Genomic DNA, 22,409 nt, shown 5'->3' with positions numbered 1-22,409 from the left:
AACCCCCCGTTACCTACTCACGTGAGTAGCTTCATTACCTCGGTGCGGTACGAAGCGCCCAGGCGACTTCGCGACCGATAGCCCACGGATCGGCGTTGGTCTGCACATTGACCACCACGCCCCCGGAGTTCGGGGCAGCATGGTTTGGGATCACGGTTGATCCGGTAGGTAGATTGACCCATTCCGGCCCGCGTTCGCCGACGCGCGTAAGGCCGGATACCGGACCGCCCATAGCGCGCACATGGGGAATCGGGTTTTTGGGCAGGTCGATCGAGAATTTACCCCAGCCCAATTTATCGGGTATTGCCCAGTTCATGAGATCAATGACGCTATTGATCGCCCCCTTCGCCGCGCGGGAGATGGCGAGAGCCAGCGAGGTGGCGAAGCCGCCCAGTTTGCTCAAGCCGCTCTTTATCCCGTCGATCACCTTTGCCCCTAGTGACTTCCCGGCGTTCAGGAGGGAAGCCGCGGCGGACAGGATGCGGCCCGGGAGGGACCTTACGAAATCCACCACCGCGTCAAGACCGGCCTTCGCCTTGTCCCTGACGAAGCCGAACGCGTTTGCCGTGGCTTCCTTGATCTTGTCCCAATGCTTGATGATCAGGCCGGGCCCGGTGAAGTTCAAGAAGAGATTCTTGAGCCATTCAAAGACGCCGGTGATCTTGTCCCAGACCCATTGAAAAGCCTCGCTCGTCTTTTCTTTGATGGTGTCCCAATGTTTGATGATCAAGCTAGCGCCGCTGAAGTTCAGGAAGAGATCCTTGAGCCAGTTGAAGACGCTGAGAATCTTGTTCCACACCCAGTCAAACGCCTCCAGCGTCCATGTTTTGATCTTGTCCCAGTTGGCCCAGATCAGGGCGGCAAGACCGGCAACGGCAGCGATGATCAGCCCCACGGGGCCCATGGCGATCAGCCACGCGGCAGCCATGCGGGCCGCCTGAATGAGCGCCTGGGCGCCCATGGCGACCCAGCCGGCCACGACGATGGCGGCGGAGATCACAGCTTGTCCGGCCGCCTTGAGCCACCCTCCGACCACTGACCAGTGGGCCAGTACCTGGGTGGCGGCGCTCGCGGTCGCCGTGGCCGTGCTTGTCACCCAGGCCGTTGCGTTGGCGAGTGCCGCCGTCGTGGCCTGAACGCCCCACGCAATGAGCGCTGGCAACAGAACGGCGGTGATGACGCCGGCCACAATGAGGATGGGGGCACGGTTGTTCCACATCCATTTCGCCACGTCCGCAAGAGCGCCGACGACGGGGCCGACATACCCCACGAGTTTCACCAGCGCCGGAATGATCACCCCGACGAATGCTTCCTTGGCCGCTTGTGCGATGGGAGCGAATTTCTGACCAAGGCTCTTGAGCATGGGAATGACGGTGCCTGTCAGCGCCGTTTTCACAGCTTCCGCGACGGGAGCGAATTTCCGCCCGATGCTCTCAAGACCTGGTATGACTTTAGCCCCGATGAAATCAACGATGTGCGTTTGAATCGTCCGGCTGAATGCCTTCACCTTCGTTGCCGCATTGTCGTTGAGTGTCTTTCCTGCTTCGTCGGCGGCCCCCTTGAAGTCGCCCAAGGACTTCACGGCCGTGCTGGGGTCCATCGCATTCAGGGCGGCACCGAGATCTTCAGCCTTCGTGCCGAAGAGCCCCAGGGAGACGGTGTTGAGGTCCACGGGGTCTTTCAGCTTGTGCATGGCGTCAAAGATCTGTTGCGTGGCCTGAGCGGCTCTCGGTCCGCCCCCGGAAAGCGCCTTCACCATTTTGTCGCCGTTGAGACCAAGCTTCTCGTAAGCGTCCGCGCTCTTGCCCAGGTCGATACTGTTGAGCGTGAATTCCTTGAGCGCGTCCGCGGCAACATCGGAGTCCCGGGCACCCGCCTGCAACGCCTGGTTCATCAGACCCAGCGCCTTCGGGCCGTCCAGCACGATTTTGCGGAACTGGGTTCCGTACTCGTTGAACGTATCCAACAGGTCTTCAGACTTGTTGATACCTAGCTGAGTGCCACGAACCAACAGGTCCATGCCGTCATCGAAGGTATCGACAAGGCCCGTCTTGACCATCTGGCCAGCCGCGTTGGCTGTGGGCCCCAGGTCTTCGCCCATGATCTTTGAGACGTTCATGAGCTTGGAGCCGATTTCGGATATCTCGTCAGCGGTGGCGCCCGCCGGCACGAGCCCCTGTTGCCACAGCGCCTTGAGACCGTCGTTGACTTCTCCCATGGAATCGCCCAGCCCGGAAGAGAAGATCTCCCCGGCTGCCCGGCCGAGCGTCTTGGCTTGTTCCGGGGTGGCACCCACTTGGGCGGCCAGCAGGTCGTTGCCCGCTTCGCGGTCCATGGCTTCCATGATTCCGGCCGTGAGACCGGCAGCGACGCCCGCGCCCGCCAGCAGAGCGGCACCCTTGATCTTGCTGCCGAAGCCGCTGGTTTCCTTCTCTGCCTTCTTGACGCCTTCGGCCACCGCGTCGCCCATCTGGGCCGCTTCGCCGGTCGCATCCTGCAAAGCGGCTGCCAGGCGGCGCCCCAGTTCGGAGACATCGTTGCCTGTCTGGGACAGGGACCGTTCAAGGTCCGACCCGTCACCCAGCAGCGTGATGACAATGGGCTTCGCCACCGGCCCCCCCTTTACGTCATGACCGGCGTACGCCGTTCCCCCGTTGAGCTACCAGACGCACGCCCCCGCGGCGCACGCCGGCTCTGTTTGTTCTGCTCTTCGATATCGGCTGCCATCTGGTCAACCAGCGCGTTGAAATCCCGCAGTTGGAGAGACCGCACGTCCGACCACGTGAGTCCACGGAAGTGACCCACGAGCCGGGCGCACGTCACTACGCGCTGGGCGCGGTAGGGTCCGGCTTGGCCTTGCCCGGCTTGAGCTGGATACGGAGCCGGCCCGCGTCCTTAATGGAGAAATTAGGGTCGGTACGGCGCTTGAGCACCACGGCCATAGCCCGCAGCATCGGGCCCCGGCGGGTACCCGGCTTCTTCAGCTCGTCCAGCGACCCGCCGGTGATCTCCTCGATGATGTCGATTTCGTCTATGGACAGGTTGTCGAGATCAAGGGACAGAAGCTCTCCCAGATCCCCGCCCGGCTTCTTCGCTGCCATGTGTTTACTCCCCCTCAAGAAACTGGCGGACTACCGCGCTGATCTCACGCTCATAGGTCTCAGATACGGCGTCGCTCTTGCGTGCCATGGCCCGGTACAGGAACCGGTTGGGCCGGATGTGGCGCTTCGGATAACCGAAGTGGATCGCCCCCGCGTAGGGCACACGAGCGGCTGAGCCCGCCTTGATCGCAGCGCCCTTGCCGGAAGCGGTCACCTTCACGGACTTCGCCAGCTTCCCCGGCTTGTAGCGCCTGCCGGACTTCGCGTCCCGCCGGCCCTTCGGCGCGGTGGACTCCGCCGCAGGCTTGACGACCTCCGCCGCCGCCTTGTTCGCGGCCCGGACCGAGTTATTCAGCTCCCGGCTTCTGAGCCTGCGTATGTTGCGCTGCATCTCTCGCATGCCTTTTACGCGCACCGTGTACGCGGACGTGCGGGCCATGCGGCCCTCACCCCTTCTCTGGGGTGCCTGTTGCCTTCAGCGAAGCAACCGGCTTCGGCTCCGTGTAGGTCGCCTTGATCGCGGCCTCACCGGTGCCTGGGTCCAGTACGCGGAAGGGCAGAGTGTGGGCGGTCACCTCATCCGGAGACGCCTCCGGAGACTCCCCGGTAAACTGGATAGCCGGAGCGTCCACACAGAAAATCGTGCCCGGGGTCAGGCCCGTGAGGTCCACCCGGAGGGAGACCACGTCACCGGCAACGAACGCCTCGTACAGCTTCAGGGACTCCCCGGTGAACTCCCCCTCCAGCTCACCCTCATACGTCGGCACGGCGGCCCGGACGGGCTTCTTCTTCAGGGCCGTGCCCCGCAGGAACCGCCGGTCCGTCTTCATGCCCAGGTCTCCGGTCATGGAGAACTTCGACGCGTCCAGCGTCACGGCGGAGCCGCCCCGGGTCAGGGTCAGCGCGGTCCGTGACCAGTCGTAAGGCCGGGCCTCCGCCGGGTAGTCGATGGGCAGCGCCTCAGCCGGCGCGGTGCTGTGCGACACGTCCTGAAAGTCAAAGGACACGTTGAGCGTGACCGCGGCCTCAGTCTCGGCGGTCAGCTCCCACTCAGTGGCGACACAGCCCACGTGCCGGTAGGCCACCTCCGTGCCCTCAACGGTCGGGCGGATCATCTGGGCCGTCCACGACGGCGCCCCGCTGAAGGTGGCGGTCTCAAAGACGTGCACCCGGGACGTGGCCGTGTCGGTAAAGGTGTACTTGTCGAACGCGGCACTCAGGAGAGCGGCGGCCCCCACGTCCAGGAGGTCAACCTCAAGCTCTCCCTCCCCGCCCATCTGAATGATGTTGCGGCGATCCGCGCGGGCGGTCTGCATACCCCGCCGGAACCCCACCGACTCAATGAATTCCTTGGCCACCTTCCACGAATCGGCCTTCCCCTCGTAACCGATGGTGGATTCGGCCGACGTGCCGTAAGCGGTCTCTTCCCCAATGCCAATGGCAGCGTCAAGCGCCATGCTTCCCCCTAAGTCGTGGTGCGTCCGCGCACTCTCACGCGGACAGTCAGGGCGCTGAACGCCCCGTCAGTGGTCTCGGCAGTCTCAACGGTCGAAGACTCCGGGCGGAGATCCACAAGCCCCGCCACGGCCGCCCGGTCCACGGCCCGGCACGCGTCCGCCACTACGTCCCGGAGCACGTAGGCGCCCCGCTCAGCTCCAACCGGGTCGCCCGGGGCAATCACCACCGCGTGAGCCTCCACGTAGCCCGTGACAGCCGTGGGCTTACGCAACCCGGCGCGCATGGCGACCGGCTCAAGCTCTTCGTCCGTGGTGGCGCCCAACCAGAGCTGTTGCCGACGGTCGGACTTGCCCGTCTCCGCGAAGGTGCACTGCACCCCCGCGGGGACGAGTCCCCTGAGCGCTTCGAAGAGCGCAACCTTGGCGTCAAAAATCAGTGGCACGGCGGCCCCTCACAGAAAGATGAACGGCAGCCGGACGCGGTAGCGGTTCAGATGCGCATTGACTTCCGGCAGGCTCGTGGGCCGCCAGTGCCCGCCCGCCTGGGCGAGCTGGATGGAGCCGAATTCGGATTGCAGCTGAAGCGCGCGGTCCGGCATGCGGGACACAAGGTCAAGGCAGTACTGGCGGGCAAGTTTGCGGACACACCACCGGATCGTTTCCGGCGGGGCATCAACGCCTTCCCACTTCCGGCCGCAGTAGCTTTCAACGGTCTCAACGGCGTAGTCGATGGCTTCGCTGAGCGTCGCGTCCGGAAAGAGCCCCGCGTCTCCCAGCCCGTCCAGATCGCGCAACTCCTCAACGGTTGCGTATGACAAGGCATCTCCCCAGGCAGGGGGTCAAGCTACTCACGTGAGTAGCTTGACCTCGGATAGTGCGGCGCCTTACGCGCCGGAGCCCCCACCGCCGACCGTCAGCACCTTGACCGCACGCTCATCCACAAGGAGACCGTCCGCGCGCTGAAGGAACCGGTAAACGATCTGGTCACTCAGGAACTTCAGGTCAACGGACCGCTCGACACGGAGCGGGCCCGCCAGGCGGACGGTGTACTTCGACAGGTCCCCGAAGGTGACCTTGGCGTCCGGGATACCCACGTCGGAGAGGACCGGGCGCCCGTTGAAGGTGTCCGGGGCGCCGACGATCACGGACGACTGCCACAGGTACTGACCGTCAGTGTTCTTGAGCTTCCGCATCTGGGCCGCCACCTTGTCGGACACGACGAAGGCCGCGTTGGCGCGGTAGGAGCTGGGCAGCTCGTAGTACAGGTCAATGAGCGCGTCACTGACCGTCGCGTCCTTCGCCGTGGCGGCAAAGGTGGCGGTGGCCGGCGAACCGGCGGTGATGAGACCACGCGGCTGGTTCGTGCCGGACCCGGTCAGGAAGTGGTCACCCATGCCCGCACCGATGGCCGGGCCCGCGTCACCCACCAGGAACCCGACAAGGTCAAGTGCCTGATCAGAGACGAACTCACTGGACACGGTGGACGCGTAGCCGTACTTGAACGCGCCAACGGAGCGCTGAACCGTGGTGGGGTTCGACTCCGGGATGTTCGCGTTCTCGTTGACAATGCTCGCCTGGGCCCGACCCACGACAACGGTGAAGTCCATGGGCTCACCGCTGGACGTGGTCAGGATCGTGGCGCCGCCACGCATGACGGTGGACCGCTCAACGGCCTCCGCCAGGAGACGCCCGTACAGGGTCCGCGCGATGACGGTGTTGCCCGGGTTGGTCTTCGTGTCGATGGCCGCGCGGGACTCCGGCGCGAAGGCCACCGTCTGGTTCACGCCCAGGGCGCGGAGCTGGGTGGCAGCCTCCGCCAACTTGTCCTGGGTCTCCTTCTTCGAGCCGGTGCCGTTCAGCCCCTGCATGAGGGCACTGACGGACTCACCGGACTTCAGGACTTCAATGCCCCGCTTGATCCGGCCGTCATAGTCCGCGATGGTGCCCAGGAGCTTGGTCTCCTTGGCCCGGGACTCCCCGTCCATCTCCTTGCCCGCGAACTCCTCGCTCAGCGAACGAAGTTCAGCGGTGGCCCGCTCGCGCGCCTCAAAGTTCGCGCTCAGGGTCGTTGCGTCCATGTGGTTCCCCCCGTGGTGATGAGCGCGCGGAACAGTGCACGCGCGTCCTTGTGCTCGTCCGGCTCGTCCGCCGGGTCCTTCTCGTCCGGCTCCCCAGCCGGTCCGTCCGTGCTCTCCGGCGACTCGTCCGGCGCGTCCTCTTCGGACTCGTCCGGGTCTTCGTCGTCCGGCTTCGCGGCACGGAGCGCGACGCCTAGCACTGCCTCAATGGACCGAAGTGCCGCGTCAGTTGTGGGATACGCCGGGTTGAGGACTGGCCCCAGTTCGGCAACATCCATTTCGGTGATCTCCCGAATCGGGAGACCGGTCTCCGGGTCGGTGCCCGCCCGGCGCTGCCCACCCCTGCCCACGCGGAAGGTGAAGGAAGATCCCTTCACGTCCCCGCGCTTGAGGAGTTCGGCAAGGTCCCGGCCCGTGGTGGTGTTCGGTAGATCCACCTCGTACCAACCGCCGTGATCGTCTTCGCCCACCCGGAGCGTGCCGGACGAGCGCCGGCCAAGTACCCCGTTGATGTTGTGGTTGAAGGTGGCCACCACGTCGTTGCGCTCAAGGGACGCCATCCCGGCCCCCGGCGCGATGCGCTCCCGGAAGCCGCCCAGGTCGTGGGACAGCTCCCCGAACCGGTACGCGTACCCGCGCATGGTGGTCACGTCGCCGTTGGCCCGGACCTCAGCCGGAGCGGTCAGGCTCCGGGTCTCCTTCGTCATCCTGGTTGTCCCCCTCGTTCGTCTCGTCCGGGGCCGGGTCTTCCGGCTCCGGCTCCGTCTCCGGCGCGGGGGGCTCGTCTTCGGCGGTCACGTCGCCCAGGTTCAGCGGCACGCGATACGCGGCGCCCTGACCATCTGGCAGGGGCTCAAGGTCTTCAGCGGCCCGGACTTCGTCAATGGAATAGATCCCGTTCTGAAGACCCAGGCTGTAAAGCTCCATGCGTTCCTTCGGGGCGCCCCGCTGAATTCCGTCAAGCGAGAACTTGACGAACTTGTGGCGGTCGGCGGTCTCCGCGAAAAGAAGCCGCGTGAATCCGGCTTCGATCCGCTCAAGCCACGGCCGAAGCGAGAACATCGAAAATGCCTGGTTCTGTTCGGCCAGTCCGCTGCCCCAGCTCGTGGAGCCGGACGCGTCCGCTATCAGGTGCGGAGGCACGCCGAAGATGCGCGCGATCTCCGGGACCTGAAAGGCCCGGGTCTGAAGGAACTGGGCTTCGTCCGGGGTGAGGCTGACCTTTGAGAATTTGGCGCCCTCCGTCAAAAGGGCGACTCTGTGCGCGTTCTCCGGGCCGGAGTTGGCGAGCCGCCACGCCTCACGGGCACGGACAAGGCCCTCTTCGCTCATGGCGCCGGGGACTTCCACGATGGCGGAAGGCACGGCACCGTTGCTGAAGAACTTGGCGCCGAAGGTCTGCGCAGCGAGCGCGAGACCGATGGACTCCCGGGCGTAGTTGATGGGGCTGACCCCGGTGAATTCCCCGGGGAGCATCATCCCGGGTATGTGCAGGATCTCCCGGGACGTGAAGTAGCCAACGGCCACCTCGTTGCCGTCCGCGTCGATGTCGAACGCCTCGAAGACCTTGCGCCGGGCACCGTCCACCACCACCGCGTGGGTCACGATGCGGGACGGGTCCAGCACGTCCAACCCCACGATCTGGGTGTTGTCCGCCGACCACCGCACGGCGAGATACGCGTTGCCCTCAAGAAGGAGGGACAAGACGATCTGAGAGATCAGGTCGATACGGCCCAGTCCGCCCGGCTCCGCCGTGGGGTAGTCCAGCCACAAGGGGGACTTCGCCTCACGGCGGACCCCGCCCCGGCGTGAGTACGTCGTGACGGGCAGGGTGGCAATCGTCTCCGACAGAAGACGGATGCACGCGAAGACCGCCGACACCTGAAGTGCCGTGGTTGCGTTGACCCGTTGACCGGCGGACGAGACCACTCCCGGGAAGGGATAGAGGTCCGTGTCCGGTTCCCAGTTTGCCCGCGTCTCAGGAGCGCGGGGCTTGAAAAGCGCAGACCAGAAGCCCACGATCCCCACCCCCCAACCTACTCACGTGAGTAGGTTCAAAGATCGTTGAAGAACTCCGCGCTACCCCCGTAGGCGAAGACCTCACCGCCGGTCTCCCAGGTGGCGAGGATTGGCGCGTCAACGAAGCCGGGGTTGTCCTCACGCCACAGAACCGCGCCGTGAACGGCGAGAATCATGGCTATGGCAAGGTCAATTTTCCGGCGGCTCGAAGCGTGCTCTTTGGTGATGCGGGCCCCGTGCCGGTCCTCCCGCAGTACGGCGTTGCCGATGTGGCGGGCAAGCGCCGGGTTCCCGTCGTGGCTGAGTCGCCCGTCCCGGGCCGCGTCGTACACGGCCTGAGTCGCGGGGATCATCCGTTTCAATGAGTTCGTTGGGAACGCTTCGACTGGGTGGCCTTCCGCCTCAAGGCGGTCAAGGGTCTCTTCCCAGCGGTACGGGTCGGCCACAAGGACGCGGACCTTGTACGTGTTCAGGGCGGAGCGGAGAGCGTCCCTCACGTCCGCCATGGGGACGCGCCAGTGAGCGTCATCCGGTGGCGCTTCCCAGTGGCCCAGTACGAAGACCCGGAGATCGTGAACGCGGGCAGCGATCAACGCTGTTGAGTCGCCCTTCCAACTTCCGTCGAAGCCCAGGACCACGGCGTCACCGGGGCTGAGTTCGTCGTCCACGGCCAGGGAGTCCCAGAGGCCATGCGGCAGCCACGAGCTACCGCCCCGCACGAATTGCGACAGGCGATAGATCCGGAAGGACGCTTCGGTACTGCGCTGACACGCGGCTTCGAAGTCGGCCACGTTCAGGATCTCGAAGGAGGGGTTGCAGCGCTCCCAGACTTCGGGGTCGGTGTGGTCCACCGTGTCCCCGATGCGCGGGCCCCAACTCCGGTAGAAGAGCGTGGGGTCCTCAAGCTCCCCAGAGTTCACGCGCTCGCCCTGAGTGCAGAGCTGGGCGAAGGCCCCATCAGGGTCCGGGCCGGCGGTGCTGATGATCCAGAACATCGGTTGAGCACGGGCAGCGGACCCCAGGGTCAACGCGTCGAACAGGTCCGCGCTCTTGGCGAAGGCGTATTCGTCCAGCGAGACCGAAGAGGGGTTCAGACCCTGTTGCCTGCCCGCGTCAGCGGACACCACGCGGTAGGTGTTGTCCGCGTACCGGATGATGTCGCGCTGGACCTCACAGACCGCAGAGAGCTTCGGGGAAGCCAGGACCATGGACTTGGCCGCGTCGAAGACCATGCGGGCCTGCGCCCGGTCGTTGGCCGCAGCGATGATCTGACGCTGAGTGTCCGCCCGGTCCGCCACAAGGTGGTACAGCATGATCCCGGCGGCAAGGGTTGACTTGCCGTTCTTCCGGGCCACGCAGACCACTGCGGTCCGGTGCTTGCGGCGCCACCGCCCGAAGGCGTCCGGCTCAAGGCGGTAGGCGTCAATGAGTAGTTCGCGCTGCCACGGGAGAAGCGTGAACGGCTGACCGGAGAAGCTCCCGGTCAGGACACAGAACTTCTCAATCCAGTTGGCCACGCGGTGGCCCTCCGACGCGGAGTCGGCCCCCGCGGGTATGTGCCGCGCGATGACAGGATCAAGCCCATCCCACATGCGACACCCCCCGGGTCAGAAGTCAGCGGGGCTTGCCGCCACACGGCGGGCCTCCGCCGCGACGATGCCCAGGCGCATCCGTGCTTCCGGGCTGAAGCCAATGGCTGTTTCGATGGCGCGGAGTTCGCGCTCCGTGGTCTCCACGTACCGCATGGCCGGATGAATGGCCGGCTGACCGGTGGACCCCACGACGGACAGGCCCTCAGCGTCGATGAGCGCCAGGAGGTCCGCCCGCCGGTCGTGAAGCTCCGCGTACCGCAGGATGATGTTGCGGTCCGTCTCCGGGCTGTACGCCCCGCTGCCCGCCTGCCAGACCGCCCGCCACACTTCCCGGCCCGATGCCTTCAGGTGGCCCGGCACGCGCGGGGCACGGCCCTCGTAGACCACCGGGGCCGCCTCCGGAGAAGCGGCTCCGTTCGGGTTGCCCGTTCGCTGGGCGGGAGACTTCGCGCGGGACATCGGACACCTACCTCAGCGGGGAGTTGGACCCCTCAGCGGGTGTGTGGCTCAGGGAAGAAGTTGCCGGAGGGGCGGCGCCACCGGCGCCAAGCTCACGAGCACGGCCACCGCCAGGCGGCGCGTCCTCCGGCGTCCCACCTCACGACTCCCTCAGTCCGCCCCGGGTGACGCGGGGCGCGGGGTGCACGGGCGGAACAGTCATGTTCAGGGGGCTTAGCAGGGGTTTAACGGGCTCGTTCTCGAACCCCTCAACCGGCGTCCACCTAGGCCAACACCGGGCCGGGCCGCCAAAAACGGAGCCGCACCTAGGGCGCGTAATCCGAGCTGGGGCCGGGATCGCCAGCAGCAACGGCCGCGAACTTTCCGGCCGCTCTCCCCCTCCATCAGAAAGGAGGAGCCTGAAAATCAAAGTCAGTTCGCGTCTTCGCCTTGTGACACGGACGGCACAAGGTCTGAACGTTGCCGTCCACGTCCTCACCACCACGCGACAGAGGAACGATGTGGTCCACGTCCATGGCCGAAGCCAGGAAGCACAGACCGCACCGCGCACACGAGCCACGACCGACACGCTTCAGCGCACGCCGCACACGAGCCGCAGCCTGGTTCCCCGAAGCGATAGCCTCACGGCGCTTGCGGTGAGACTGCACAGACCGCCCGGACTCATAGGCCCGGTGATGCTCAGCGCATCGCCCCGCATGAGTGGCGAACGCACGACAGTCCAGACAACGAGTACGCATGCCCCCCCTTTTGCCCGGCCCCCCCCATTCAGGGAGCCCCCCCTTATTCAGAGACCCCCCTCTCCGGGAAGCCCCCCCTACGCCCAAGCACCCGCCCCCGGACTCGAACCGGGAACTCTGCGGCCGACATCCCCCCAGGGCCGGTACCGCGCACCTCTACCAATTGGGTCAGGCGGGCTAGCTCGCGGTGGGCCGGATTCGAACCGGCGTTACTCCCTCACCGGAAGAGTCCTGGGCCGCTGAACGACCACCGCTTTAGGCGATTCCGTGAGAGCTACCCACCACGCCAAGGGATCGCAAACGAGCCCCTTAAACGCGCTGCCACCCCTGCTGAGGGCTTTCACGCGCTCGCACAGGCGGAAGGAATCGAACCCCCGTCAACGGTGTTGGAAACCGCCGCTCTCCCACTGAGCTACACCCGCAGAGCCTGGGGCTCAGAACCCAGACGGAAACCGCACTGGGGAGCCACACAGGCAAGGAGGGGGGGTCTCAGTCCGCCGGATGGCACGTAGCCGGAAGGGTGCGCGGTATCCCGCCCTCACCCCGTATCTAGTGTGTGGATTGCCCGACAGAGGCGGGAAGTTGGCCGGGCCGGCTGGGGCTCGTGGCGGGCCCCAGTGACGAAGTGACGGAGTGGTGGGCGGTCCGGGGTTACTCCCATAGAAGACATATTTGAGCTTCGTAGGATGGATTGGAACTCTTCGTCACTTCAGCACTTCGTCACTAGTGATCACTGGGTGTCCGATTTCCTGACTCTCTGTAGCGGACTTAACGGGGCAATCCGCGCCCCGCCCCACCGCCGAACCCCAAGATAAGACATGCGCATGTCAATATCGTACCCACGAAGAAGGGGCCGGACCCGGAAGCCCGACCCCCACCCCTTACTAGGCGCTCAGCTCGAAGGCTTCCGTGGTCGGGACCTCCGTCTTGGCCGGTCGCACGAACTCCACTGCAACGCGGTTGTCGATCTTGTACCCGCCCCTGGCGCGCCCCGCGTGGGCCGTGGCAGCCTTCTTGATCGTGACGCGGTGCACGAACATCGCTATGAACTTTCGGCGCTCGTCCAGACCCACCGAAGCCCACCACGAGCCTTCGCCCAGGGGGTCCGTCGAATCCCCGTCGTTGTGGAGCCACGCCTCAAGGGGGAGCTCCACCGTCTCAGGGGCGCTCAGGCTCTCCAACCGGGTCTTCATGCGCTCAAGGCGGGCCTCAATGTTGGTCTTGCGCTTGAGGAATCGCTCCCGGCCAACGGGCCCTTCGTACAGACCCGCGTCTAGGGCGTCGTACAGCTCGTCCATGGCCCGCTGGGCGTCATCGCGCTCCGCCTTCAGCTCGTGCCGCTCAGCGGCCGTCTTCGGGTCCTCCTTGGCCTGAGAGAAGACCATGGTTGCCGCTCGGACCGCGAGAAGCGTTTCCGGCTTCGGGTCGCTCCGCGTCGCGTCTTGGATCAAGGCGAACACCTTGCGGGCCACGTAGTCGTCAATGTGCGACTGCATGGCACTGTTGCCGCTCTCGTGCTCCCCGTCCGCCGGGACTGCCTGACTGGCGCGGGTGCACTTGTAGACCGGCTTCGGTCCGCTGTTGAGACCCTTGAGCGGCCGGTTGCACTCACACACTGAGACCGCCTTCCTGTCCGCGTCCCGGAGGCCCGAAAGGAGCGATTCGCCACGGGCCAAGCCCTCACCCGGGCCACGCCCGTTGAGCCAGTCCTGAAGCTCGTACCACTCAGCCGGCGGGATGATCGGCTTGCAGATCACGACCGGTCGTCCGTCTTCGTCCCGATGGATTCGGTACCCCTCAACCGTGCAGGTCTGGGTACCGTCCGCCTTGACCCGGTAAACAGGCTCCGCGCTCATGCCCGCGATCACCGGGTTGATGAGGATGCCCTTGAGCGTGCGCACCGACCACTGAGACGCGGTGCGCTCCTTGCCGATGTTCTGGCCCTTCGTCGGGACACCACGCTTGTTCATGTCGGTGCAGATGCCGGAGACGGAGCCGGGGTGAGCCTTACGGGGCTGAATCGGAATGTGCTTGTGCTTCTTGATCGTCGCCCAGATGCGACGGAGGTTCGCCGCTTCCTTCGGGACATGCACGAGCCGGTACAGCGGGTACTTACTGTCAGGGCTGAGGTACTTCTCCGACTCGAAGCCGTACGGCGCCTGACCGCCCAGCCAACTTCCGTGAGAGCGCTGGGCCGCCTTCACGTCCCGGACCTTCTGACTCTTCTTCTGGGACTCCTGGTGAACGGCGTCAAGTCGCATGATCAGGTAGATCAGCGCCATCGTGTCGCGCGGGGCGAAGACCCCATCCATGACGCTGACGATGGTGATCCCCAGGCGGTGGAGTTCAGTCACGATCGGGATGGCGTCAGCCACTTCCTGGCGGGAGAAGCGGCTCACGTCGTACACCACGAGCATGTTGAAGAGCCGGTTACGAGCCGCCGTGAGCATCGCTTCGAAGCCCTCACGGTAGGCGTCAGGGTTCCAGCCCGAAATGCCGATGTCCTCGAAGTGGCGGAAGAATCGGGCTTCGCGCTTGCCCGTCTCAGTCTCGTTGGCCTCCCGCTGGACCATCGGTGAGGCTTCGGTCTTGTCCGCCTTCGCGGATGACTGCCGGATGTAACTGGCGGCAATCGTCTCGATCTGGGGAAGGTCGTGGGCGTCGAAGGCTGTCGGACGGGCGGGCGCGAAGGTTGCCGGGACCATTGGTGGTCTCCCTGTCTCGTAGGTGCCATGGCCCGTGGGGGCTTGCACCTGGGGACTAGGGAGCCGGTTGCCTATCTGTACTGCTGAGCTGTGCGAACCCTAGAGAGTGCACAGGTCAGAGGCATGTTCGGACCGTAGTCCCGAACGGTGAAACCCGAAGGCGTTGCCCAGCACCACATTGGCGGTCTTGCGGCCGACGCCGGGCAGCGAGACGAGATCCTCCAGCCGGCCCGGCACCTCACCGCCGAACCGGTCGCGCAGCGCCGCCGACAGGCCGAGCAGCGACTTCGTCTTGGCACGGAAGAAACCGGCCGGCCGGATCAGTTCCTCCAGCCGCTCCGGATCCATCGCCGCCATGTCCTCCGGCGTCGGGCAGAGCGCGAACAGGGCGGGGGTGGTCTGGTTGACCCGCAGGTCGGTGGTCTGCGCGGAGAGCACCGTCGCGACCAGCAGCTCGAAGGGGTTGGTGAAGTCCAGCTCCGGGTGGGCGTACGGATACACCTCCGCCAGCTCGCGGTTGATCCGGCGGGCCCGCCGGATCATGGCGGCCCGCGACTCGGGCTTGCGCGCGGGGGCCTTGGCGGCGGGAGTCTTCGCGGCGGCGGCCTTCGCGGTCGTCCGCTTGGCCGCGGTGGTCTTCGCGGCCGTCCGCTTGGCGGCGGTCTTCTTCGGCGCGGCGGCCTTCTTCGCCGCCGGTGCCTTCGCGGCGGTCTTCGCCGGCGGCTGCGCGGCCGTCTCCCCCGCCGCCGTCCTCCCCACCGTCGACCGCGACGCGCCGGATCCGCGTCCCGCCGGTTTCCGGCCGGACGTCACCCTGGAGGACGATTTGTCGCTTTTGCCCTTATCCAGAGCATCGACGGACGGCTGTTCGCCCACAGCGGAATCACGCTCTGCGTTCACTCGTCCAACCCCCTTGTCCTGTGCTCTCACCGGCCTGTTGGACACCCGGCCAGAGTAAGGCCACCCACTGACATCCGACTCGATCACCCTCGTTCCTCACCCCAATCGGCCCCCTGCCGTATGGCTTGGGCCACGGGTCCGGCATCCTTGTGATTGATCGCACTGTTTTGCATTCCGGCATGATGGGGAGCACAGCCCCCGGAGCATGTCGACAAGGAGAGAACTCGTGGACGACGTTCTGCGGCGCGCACCGCTCTTTGCGGCGCTCGACGATGAGCAGGCGGCCGAGCTGCGCGCCTCGATGGGAGAGGTGACGCTCGCCCGCGGCGACGCCCTGTTCCATGAAGGGGACCCCGGCGACCGCCTGTACGTGGTCACCGAGGGCAAGGTGAAGCTGCACCGCACCTCCCCGGACGGCCGGGAGAACATGCTCGCCGTCCTGGGCCCCGGGGAACTGATCGGCGAGCTTTCGCTCTTCGACCCGGGTCCGCGCACCGCCACCGCATCCGCCCTCACCGAGGTCAAGCTCCTCGGCCTGGGCCACGGCGACCTCCAGCCCTGGCTGAACGCCCGCCCCGAAGTGGCCACGGCCCTGCTGCGCGCGGTCGCCCGCCGGCTGCGCAAGACCAACGACCAGATGTCCGACCTGGTCTTCTCGGATGTGCCGGGCCGCGTGGCGCGCGCCCTGCTGGATCTGTCGCGCCGCTTCGGTGTGCAGTCCGAAGAGGGCATCCACGTCGTGCACGACCTGACGCAGGAGGAGCTGGCCCAGCTGGTGGGCGCCTCCCGCGAGACGGTCAACAAGGCCCTCGCGGACTTCGCCGGCCGCGGCTGGCTGCGCCTGGAGGCGCGCGCCGTGATCCTGCTGGACGTCGAGCGGCTGGCCAAGCGCTCACGCTGACGCCGCCTCCCCCGTACGACGCACGGGCCCGTACGACACGCGGTCCATGCGACGTACGGTCCGTACGAGGCACAGCCCGCACGGGCGCGTACCTCGGCCGTGCGCCCCGCGCACCCGCCGTACCGGCATCCGAAGGGCCCCGCTCCGGCGGGGCCCTTCGCCATGGGGACCCGCGCCACCGGGGCCTTCGCCATCGGGCACCTCGCTCAGGGGCGGGGGACCGGCGCGCCCGGCCCCGTACGCGGCCGGGCGCGTGGCGGCGGCCCCCTCCCGGTGACCGGCGGAGCGCGCCGCTACCGGGCGGGGAGCCGCGGCGTCAGCCGGCCCGCTCAGATCAGCCCGTGCTCCCCCAGATACTCCAGTTGCGCCCGTACGGACATCTCGGCGGCCGGCCACAGGGAGCGGTCGACTTCGGCGTAGACGTTCGCGACAACCTCGGCGGGCGTGCGATGGCCGGATTCGACCGCCGTCTCCACCTGGGCGAGCCGGTGGGCGCGGTGCGCCAGATAGAACTCCACCGCCCCCTGGGCATCGTTCAGCACCGGTCCGTGGCCGGGCAGGACGGTCGAGACGCCGTCGTCGACGGTGAGCGAGCGCAGCCGGCGCAGCGAGTCGAGGTAGTCCCCCAGCCGCCCGTCGGGGTGGGCGACCATGGTGGTGCCGCGGCCCAGGATCGTGTCGCCGGTGAGGACCGCGCCGTCGGCCGGCAGATGGAAGCAGAGCGAGTCGGAAGTGTGGCCCGGTGTGGGCACCACACGCAGTTCCAGGCCACCGGTGGTGATGACGTCACCCGCTGCCAGCCCCTCGCCCCCCAGGCTCAGCGCCGGGTCGAGGGCCCGTACGGCCGTACGGGTCAGTTCGGCGAAGCGGCCGGCGCCTTCGGCGTGGTCCGCGTGGTGGTGGGTCAGCAGGGTCAGCCCGATGCGCTTGCCGGCCTGTGCCGCGGTGTCGATGACGGCCTGGAGGTGGGCCTCGTCGAGCGGCCCGGGGTCGATGACGACGGCGAGATCGGAGTCCGGCTCGGCGATGATCCAGGTGTTGGTGCCGTCCAGGGTCATCGGCGACGGGTTCGGCGCCAGCACGCACCGGGCGCGCGCGGTGGCCGGTCCCGAGATGACTCCGCCACGGGGCTGTCCTGGCAGGGCGGCTGCGTCGGTCATGCGGGGGTACCTCCCGTGGGTCTGGGGGTGCTCGATGGGCCGTCGGTGGCACCGGGTCCGGCGCCCCGGGTGCCGTCCCGGTCCGGCGCGATGTGCCGGGTGAACTCGTGGTGGCCCGGCCAGCTCAGCACGATCTCGCCGGCCACCAGCTCCGCGCGTGCCAGCACCGGCGTGAGGTCCTGCGCGGGCGCCGCGGCCAGGGTCCGGGCGACGCTGTCGTACGGCTCCAGGGCGCGCAGCATCGAGATGGTCGGGGGCATCATCAGCAGTTCCCCGCGGTCGTACCCGGCGGCGGCCTCCGCCGGCCGGATCCACACCGTACGGTCCGCCTCCGTGGAGACGTCGCGGGTGCGCTGGCCGGCGGGCAGCGCGGCGACGAAGAACCAGGTGTCGTAGCGCCGCGGTTCGAACTCCGGCGTGATCCAGCGGGCCCAGGCGGCGAGCAGATCGGAGCGCAGGACCAGGCCGCGGCGGCTCAGGAAGTCGGCGAACGACAGCTCGTGGGCGACCAGCGCCGCACGGTCCGCCTCCCAGTCCTCGCCCGTGGTGTCCGCCACGACGGTCCCGGCCGAGGCGCCGGCGAGCAGCACGCCCGCCTCCTCGAAGGTCTCGCGGACGGCGGCACAGACGATGGCCTGTGCGGCGGCCTGATCGACGCCCAGGCGTACGGCCCACTGGGCGCGCGACGGCCCGGCCCAGGCCACCGGCCGTTCGTCCCGCGGGTCCACGGAACCGCCCGGATAGGCGTACGCGCCTCCGGCGAAGGCCATGGAGGCGCGTCTGCGCAGCATGTGGACGGCGGGGCCGCCGGAGTCGGAATCCCGCAGCAGCAGGACGGTCGCGGCCCGCCGGGGCGCGGCGGGGGTCAGCTCGCCATTCGTGAGCGCCCGAATGCGGTCCGGCCATTCCGGCGGGTACCACTGGCCATTGGTCGTCGACGACATGGCCGGATGTTATGCGCTCACGCGTGGATGTTCGAGGGGATCTCCGGCCAGTGGGCGACCGCGCGGTGGCCGGCGCCCGCCGGTACCGCGCGGCGCCGGCCGGTCCGCCGTTATTCGGCGATCTCGACCTGGATCTCGACCTCGACCGGGGCGTCGACCGGCAGCACCGCGACGCCGACCGCGGACCGGGCGTGCACGCCCTTGTCGCCCAGGACCTCGCCGAGCAGCTCGCTGGCACCGTTGACGACGCCCGGCTGGCCGGTGAAGTCCGGTGCGGAGGCCACGAAACCGACGACCTTCACGACGCGCTGGATCCGGTCCAGGTCGCCGATCACCGACTTCACGGCGGCCAGCGCGTTGAGCGCGCAGACCGCGGCGAGTTCCTTGGCCTGCTCCGGGCCGACCTCGGCGCCCACCTTGCCGGTGGCCGGCAGCGCGCCGTCCACCATCGGCAGCTGGCCGGAGGTGAAGACATAGCTGCCCGAGCGCACGGCGGGCTGGTACTTGGCCAGCGGCGGCACGACCTGCGGCAGCTTCAGACCGAGCGCCGCGATCTTGTCCTCCACCGCGCTCATGCCTGCTTCTCCCGCTTCAGATAGGCCACCAGCTGCTCAGGGTTGTTCGGGCCCGGCACGACCTGGACCAGCTCCCAGCCGTCCTCGCCCCAGGTGTCCAGAATCTGCTTCGTCGCGTGCACGAGAAGCGGCACAGTCGCGTATTCCCACTTGGTCATGGGGCCGAGCGTAATGCCTGTCCAGGACTCGGGCGGACGCCGTCCCGCAAGCCCGCGCGCGCCAGGGGGCCGGACCGGGCCCCAGGGCACATCCCCATGGTTTCCCTGACGTTTCCGGGGCCTTTCCCAGGGATGTCCCCGGCGGATCCGGTGCGTAGCGGGGACGCGGACTGGTTAGGCTCCTTGGCGTGAGCAGGCTCCATGTCGTCAGCGGCAAGGGCGGCACCGGAAAGACCACGGTCGCCGCTGCCCTCGCCCTCGCCCTCGCCACCGAGGGACGCCGGACCCTGCTGGTCGAGGTCGAGGGCCGGCAGGGCATTGCCCAGGTGTTCGAGACCGAAGCGCTTCCGTACGAAGAGCGCAAGATCGCCGTGGCGCCGGGCGGTGGCGAGGTGCACGCCCTGGCCATCGACGCCGAGCGCGCGCTCCTGGACTACCTCCAGATGTTCTACAAACTCGGCAGCGCGGGCCGGGCGCTCAAGAAGCTCGGCGCCATCGACTTCGCCACGACCATCGCGCCGGGCCTGCGGGACGTCCTGCTGACCGGCAAGGCGTGCGAGGCGGTGCGCCGCAAGGACAAGCGCGGCAAGTTCGTCTACGACGCGATCGTGATGGACGCCCCGCCGACCGGCCGCATCACCCGCTTCCTGAACGTCAACGACGAGGTCGCCGGGCTGGCCCGGATAGGGCCGATCCACAATCAGGCACAGGCCGTCATGCGGGTCCTCAAATCGCCCGAGACCGCGGTGCATCTGGTGACCCTCCTGGAGGAGATGCCGGTCCAGGAGACCGCGGACGGCGTCGCGGAGCTGCGCGCCGCCGGCCTCCCGGTGGGCGGCACCGTCATCAACATGACCCGGCCCGCCGTGCTGGACACCGGCGATCTCGACATCGCCGCCCGCGGGGCGCGTACGGGCATCGCCAAGGCCCTCGCCCAGGCCGGCCTGGGCGGGCCCCGCCGCGCCGACGACCACCTCAAGGCGGGGCGACGCGAGGCGTCTCCGGCCGGGGCGGTGGCGGGTGACGGGCGAAAGGTGCGACGCGAAGCGTCTCCCGCCGGGGCGGTGGTGGGTGACGGGTGGGCGGACCGGCTGATCGACCCGCTGCTGGAGCAGGCCCGCGAGCATGCCGAGCGCGTCGAGCTGGAGCGCGTCCAGTATGCGGAGCTGACCGGACTCGGCCTGCCCACCTACGAGTTGGAGCTGCTCCCCGAGGGAGTGGATCTCGCCGGGCTCTACCGCCTGGCGAGAGATCTGCGGAAACAGGGGCCCATATGACCTCGGACGACACGACGCTGGACGCCTCGGCCCCCTGGCTGGAAGTGGACGCGCTGATCGACGATCCGGGCACCCGCATCGTGGTGTGCTGCGGCTCCGGCGGCGTCGGCAAGACCACCACCGCCGCCGCACTGGGCGTACGGGCCGCCGAGCGCGGCCGCAAGGTCGTCGTGCTGACCATCGACCCGGCCAGGCGGCTGGCGCAGTCGATGGGCATCTCCGAACTCGACAACGTCCCGCGGCGGGTCAAGGGCGTCGAGGAGGCGCCCGGCGGCGAACTGCACGCGATGATGCTGGACATGAAGCGCACCTTCGACGAGATCGTCGAGGGGCACGCGGACGCGGACCGGGCCCGCGCCATCCTGGAGAACCCCTTCTACCAGTCCCTGTCGGCCGGTTTCGCGGGCACACAGGAGTACATGGCCATGGAGAAGCTCGGCCAGCTCCGCGCGCGCGACGAGTGGGATCTGATCGTCGTCGACACCCCGCCGAGCCGTTCCGCGCTGGACTTCCTGGACGCGCCCAAGCGCCTCGGCTCCTTCCTGGACGGCAGGTTCATCCGGGTCCTGATGGCACCCGCGAAGGTCGGCGGACGGGCCGGGATGAAGTTCCTCAATGTCGGTATGTCGATGATGACCGGCACCCTCAGCAAGCTGATGGGCGGCCAGCTCCTGCGCGATGTACAGACGTTCGTGGCCGCGATGGACACCATGTTCGGCGGCTTCCGCACCCGCGCGGACGCCACGTACCGGCTGCTCCAGGCACCCGGCACGGCGTTTCTCGTGGTGGCCGCGCCGGAGCGGGACGCGCTGCGCGAGGCGGCGTACTTCGTCGAGCGGCTGGCCGCCGAGCAGATGCCGCTGGCCGGTCTCGTACTGAACAGGGTGCACGGCAGCGGCGCCGCGCAGCTCAGCGCGGAGCGCGCCCTGGCCGCCGCGGAAGCGCTGACGGACCGGACGCCGGACGACACGGACACCGATCCCGGCGACTGCGCTCCCGCCGACGCCGCAACCGACTCGGGCACCGAAGCCGGCACGGGCGCCGATCCCGCCTCCGCCGCCACGCCCGTCGCTCCCGGTACCGCGCACGAAGACGCCCCCGGAGCCGACTGCGCCGAAAATCTTGTCCCGACCGGCATTGTGGATCTCGACGGCGGGAATGCTGGATCTCGTACCGCCAGTGGCCACTCCCCCGCCGCGGCGGAGCATGTGACACCCCCTCCGGCCTCGGCGCCACAACTCGCCGCCGGACTGCTGCGACTCCACGCGGAGCGCATGCAGGTCCTCGCACGCGAACGGCGCACCCGGGACCGCTTCACCGCATTGCATCCCGAGGTACCGGTGACCGAGGTCGCCGCGCTGCCCGGAGATGTGCACGATCTCGCGGGCCTGCGCGCGATCGGCGAGCGTCTCGCCCTCGGCTCCGCCGACGCCGGCAGCTGACCCGCGGGCACCCTGCCCCACGGACACTCCGACCCACGGACACCCCGGCCCAGCAGCCCACCGACGGGCCGCCGGTCACCCTGGCCGCCCCGATCAACAGGCCAACGCGCTCGCCCCTGCCCGCCCCGCGGCTGACGCGTACCAGCACGGCCGCCCGCCCCGACGGCACCCCACAGCGTCGCATCACCGCACAACGCCGCACGACAGCGCCATGCGCACACGCTCCCCGACGCCACGAACACCCGGCCCCAGGGCACGCCGAACTCACGGTCGACCCCTCCGGCACACTGCCGCGCCGACCGTTCGTGGCCGCCGACCGCATGTCCGTCTCCGGCCACCGTCCGCCCGCCCCGGGCCACGTCCGCCGCCGGCCGCCCGAACCCTCTCGGCCGCCCCGGCGTGCGCGTCGCTAGCCGGCCGCGGCGTACTCGTCGAAGGTCTCGTCGTCGCAGTCCACCGGCAGGATGCCCGTGCTGCGCTCGTATTCCGTGCGCGCTGTCTCCAACAGGCGGCGCCATGACGTCACCGTCGGGCGGCGGCGCAGCAGCGCCCTCCGCTCGCGCTCGGTCATCCCGCCCCACACGCCGAACTCCACCCGGTTGTCCAGGGCATCGGCCAGGCACTCCGTACGCACCGGACATCCGGTGCACACCGCCTTGGCCCGATTCTGCGCCGCTCCTTGAACGAACAGTTCATCCGGATCAGTACTGCGGCAGGCTGCCTGTGCATTCCAGTCGGTTACCCAGCCCATGCTGGCGCCGTCCTCTCCCGAATCGAGGCTCCCCCACGGCGGCAAGCGGCATATTCACCGTTGCCAGTTGAGGACGTTACGGAAGGCAGGCAGGGCGCAACACCCCCTTCGGGCCCAATCTTGAATGGCCCGAACGGACTATGCGTATGCGGC

General features: G+C 68.0%; 21 protein-coding genes, 2 tRNA genes and 1 pseudogene. 3 read left to right on the top strand and 21 right to left on the bottom strand.

All coding sequences use genetic code 11. The annotated features are described in order from the left end of the window. Nucleotides 1-34 precede the first annotated feature (34 nt). The 16 genes and pseudogenes from ACLJWH_RS30375 to ACLJWH_RS30300 form a co-directional block, all read right to left on the bottom strand. The gene (locus ACLJWH_RS30375) at nucleotides 35-2,611 is read right to left on the bottom strand and encodes a phage tail tape measure protein (RefSeq protein ID WP_411144972.1); all 2,577 of its coding nucleotides are present in this window, start codon (nucleotides 2,609-2,611) and stop codon (nucleotides 35-37) included. A 211-nt stretch (nucleotides 2,612-2,822) separates the two neighbouring features. Further along, complete coding sequence (locus ACLJWH_RS30370) at nucleotides 2,823-3,101, bottom strand: hypothetical protein (RefSeq protein ID WP_411144971.1); 279 nt, start codon at nucleotides 3,099-3,101, stop codon at nucleotides 2,823-2,825. 4 nt (nucleotides 3,102-3,105) lie between these two features. Beyond that, nucleotides 3,106-3,540, bottom strand: coding sequence for a hypothetical protein (locus ACLJWH_RS30365; protein ID WP_411144970.1), 435 nt, complete (start codon nucleotides 3,538-3,540; stop codon nucleotides 3,106-3,108). Between the two features lie 7 nt (nucleotides 3,541-3,547). After that, entirely contained in the window at nucleotides 3,548-4,558 is a 1,011-nt protein-coding gene (locus tag ACLJWH_RS30360; protein WP_411144969.1) for a phage tail tube protein, read from the bottom strand. 8 nt (nucleotides 4,559-4,566) lie between these two features. Next, a complete protein-coding gene (locus tag ACLJWH_RS30355; RefSeq protein WP_411144968.1) occupies nucleotides 4,567-5,001 on the bottom strand; it encodes a hypothetical protein in 435 nt (144 codons plus the stop codon). Nucleotides 5,002-5,010: 9 nt separating this feature from the next. Then, complete coding sequence (locus ACLJWH_RS30350; RefSeq protein ID WP_411144967.1) at nucleotides 5,011-5,352, bottom strand: hypothetical protein; 342 nt, start codon at nucleotides 5,350-5,352, stop codon at nucleotides 5,011-5,013. A gap of 90 nt (nucleotides 5,353-5,442) precedes the next feature. Then, complete coding sequence (locus ACLJWH_RS30345) at nucleotides 5,443-6,636, bottom strand: phage major capsid protein (RefSeq protein ID WP_411144966.1); 1,194 nt, start codon at nucleotides 6,634-6,636, stop codon at nucleotides 5,443-5,445. Then, complete coding sequence (locus ACLJWH_RS30340; RefSeq protein WP_411144965.1) at nucleotides 6,618-7,343, bottom strand: HK97 family phage prohead protease; 726 nt, start codon at nucleotides 7,341-7,343, stop codon at nucleotides 6,618-6,620. Before ACLJWH_RS30340 ends, ACLJWH_RS30345 begins: the two co-directional genes overlap by 19 nt. Then, nucleotides 7,306-8,664: a phage portal protein gene (locus ACLJWH_RS30335; RefSeq protein ID WP_411144964.1), complete on the bottom strand. Its 1,359-nt coding sequence runs from the start codon at nucleotides 8,662-8,664 to the stop codon at nucleotides 7,306-7,308. The genes ACLJWH_RS30340 and ACLJWH_RS30335 overlap by 38 nt, the downstream gene beginning before the upstream one ends. A gap of 26 nt (nucleotides 8,665-8,690) precedes the next feature. After that, nucleotides 8,691-10,172: a terminase large subunit domain-containing protein gene (locus ACLJWH_RS30330; RefSeq protein ID WP_411144963.1), complete on the bottom strand. Its 1,482-nt coding sequence runs from the start codon at nucleotides 10,170-10,172 to the stop codon at nucleotides 8,691-8,693. Between the two features lie 90 nt (nucleotides 10,173-10,262). Continuing rightward, entirely contained in the window at nucleotides 10,263-10,706 is a 444-nt protein-coding gene (locus ACLJWH_RS30325; protein ID WP_405398415.1) for a phage terminase small subunit P27 family, read from the bottom strand. A 383-nt stretch (nucleotides 10,707-11,089) separates the two neighbouring features. Beyond that, nucleotides 11,090-11,443 carry an HNH endonuclease gene (locus ACLJWH_RS30320; protein ID WP_411144962.1) on the bottom strand — a complete coding sequence of 118 codons (354 nt, stop codon included), beginning with the start codon at nucleotides 11,441-11,443 and terminating at the stop codon, nucleotides 11,090-11,092. 183 nt (nucleotides 11,444-11,626) lie between these two features. Further along, nucleotides 11,627-11,697: transfer RNA gene (locus tag ACLJWH_RS30315), tRNA-His, on the bottom strand. Nucleotides 11,698-11,794: 97 nt separating this feature from the next. Continuing rightward, nucleotides 11,795-11,865 (bottom strand) — tRNA-Trp (locus ACLJWH_RS30310). 462 nt (nucleotides 11,866-12,327) lie between these two features. Further along, complete coding sequence (locus ACLJWH_RS30305) at nucleotides 12,328-14,148, bottom strand: recombinase family protein (protein WP_411144961.1); 1,821 nt, start codon at nucleotides 14,146-14,148, stop codon at nucleotides 12,328-12,330. A gap of 153 nt (nucleotides 14,149-14,301) precedes the next feature. Next, nucleotides 14,302-14,907: pseudogene (locus tag ACLJWH_RS30300) on the bottom strand (endonuclease III domain-containing protein); the annotation flags it as partial. Between the two features lie 367 nt (nucleotides 14,908-15,274). Here ACLJWH_RS30300 and ACLJWH_RS30295 point away from each other — a divergent pair. Next, the gene (locus ACLJWH_RS30295) at nucleotides 15,275-15,949 is read left to right on the top strand and encodes a Crp/Fnr family transcriptional regulator (RefSeq protein WP_006604164.1); all 675 of its coding nucleotides are present in this window, start codon (nucleotides 15,275-15,277) and stop codon (nucleotides 15,947-15,949) included. A 329-nt stretch (nucleotides 15,950-16,278) separates the two neighbouring features. Here the strand turns inward: ACLJWH_RS30295 and ACLJWH_RS30290 are convergent, their stop codons facing one another. The 4 genes from ACLJWH_RS30290 to ACLJWH_RS30275 all read right to left on the bottom strand — a co-directional run bounded on the left by ACLJWH_RS30290 (nucleotide 16,279) and on the right by ACLJWH_RS30275 (nucleotide 18,786). Further along, the gene (locus ACLJWH_RS30290; protein WP_411144960.1) at nucleotides 16,279-17,109 is read right to left on the bottom strand and encodes an MBL fold metallo-hydrolase; all 831 of its coding nucleotides are present in this window, start codon (nucleotides 17,107-17,109) and stop codon (nucleotides 16,279-16,281) included. Then, nucleotides 17,106-18,053 carry an NUDIX hydrolase gene (locus tag ACLJWH_RS30285; RefSeq protein ID WP_411144959.1) on the bottom strand — a complete coding sequence of 316 codons (948 nt, stop codon included), beginning with the start codon at nucleotides 18,051-18,053 and terminating at the stop codon, nucleotides 17,106-17,108. The genes ACLJWH_RS30290 and ACLJWH_RS30285 overlap by 4 nt, the downstream gene beginning before the upstream one ends. Nucleotides 18,054-18,163: 110 nt before the next feature. Continuing rightward, on the bottom strand, nucleotides 18,164-18,628 hold the full coding sequence (locus tag ACLJWH_RS30280) for a RidA family protein (RefSeq protein ID WP_411144958.1): 465 nt from the start codon (nucleotides 18,626-18,628) through the stop codon (nucleotides 18,164-18,166). Then, nucleotides 18,625-18,786 (bottom strand): DUF4177 domain-containing protein, encoded by a 162-nt coding sequence (locus tag ACLJWH_RS30275; protein ID WP_003975360.1) that lies wholly within the window; start codon nucleotides 18,784-18,786, stop codon nucleotides 18,625-18,627. The genes ACLJWH_RS30280 and ACLJWH_RS30275 overlap by 4 nt, the downstream gene beginning before the upstream one ends. A gap of 188 nt (nucleotides 18,787-18,974) precedes the next feature. On the opposite strand from ACLJWH_RS30275, the gene ACLJWH_RS30270 reads away from it, so the two are divergent. Then, on the top strand, nucleotides 18,975-20,063 hold the full coding sequence (locus tag ACLJWH_RS30270; protein WP_411144957.1) for an ArsA-related P-loop ATPase: 1,089 nt from the start codon (nucleotides 18,975-18,977) through the stop codon (nucleotides 20,061-20,063). Then, nucleotides 20,060-21,505: an ArsA family ATPase gene (locus tag ACLJWH_RS30265; protein WP_411144956.1), complete on the top strand. Its 1,446-nt coding sequence runs from the start codon at nucleotides 20,060-20,062 to the stop codon at nucleotides 21,503-21,505. Before ACLJWH_RS30270 ends, ACLJWH_RS30265 begins: the two co-directional genes overlap by 4 nt. Before the next feature lie 409 nt (nucleotides 21,506-21,914). Here ACLJWH_RS30265 and ACLJWH_RS30260 read toward each other — a convergent pair whose 3' ends face one another. After that, complete coding sequence (locus tag ACLJWH_RS30260) at nucleotides 21,915-22,256, bottom strand: WhiB family transcriptional regulator (RefSeq protein WP_411144955.1); 342 nt, start codon at nucleotides 22,254-22,256, stop codon at nucleotides 21,915-21,917. Between the last annotated feature and the right edge of the window lie 153 nt (nucleotides 22,257-22,409).

The organism is Streptomyces sp. x-80, from assembly GCF_046549095.1.
In the GTDB taxonomy this organism is placed as follows: Bacteria; Actinomycetota; Actinomycetes; order Streptomycetales; family Streptomycetaceae; genus Streptomyces; species Streptomyces celluloflavus.
The sequence above is the reverse complement of the archived record's forward strand: the minus strand, read 5'-3'. Positions and strand labels throughout refer to the sequence as shown.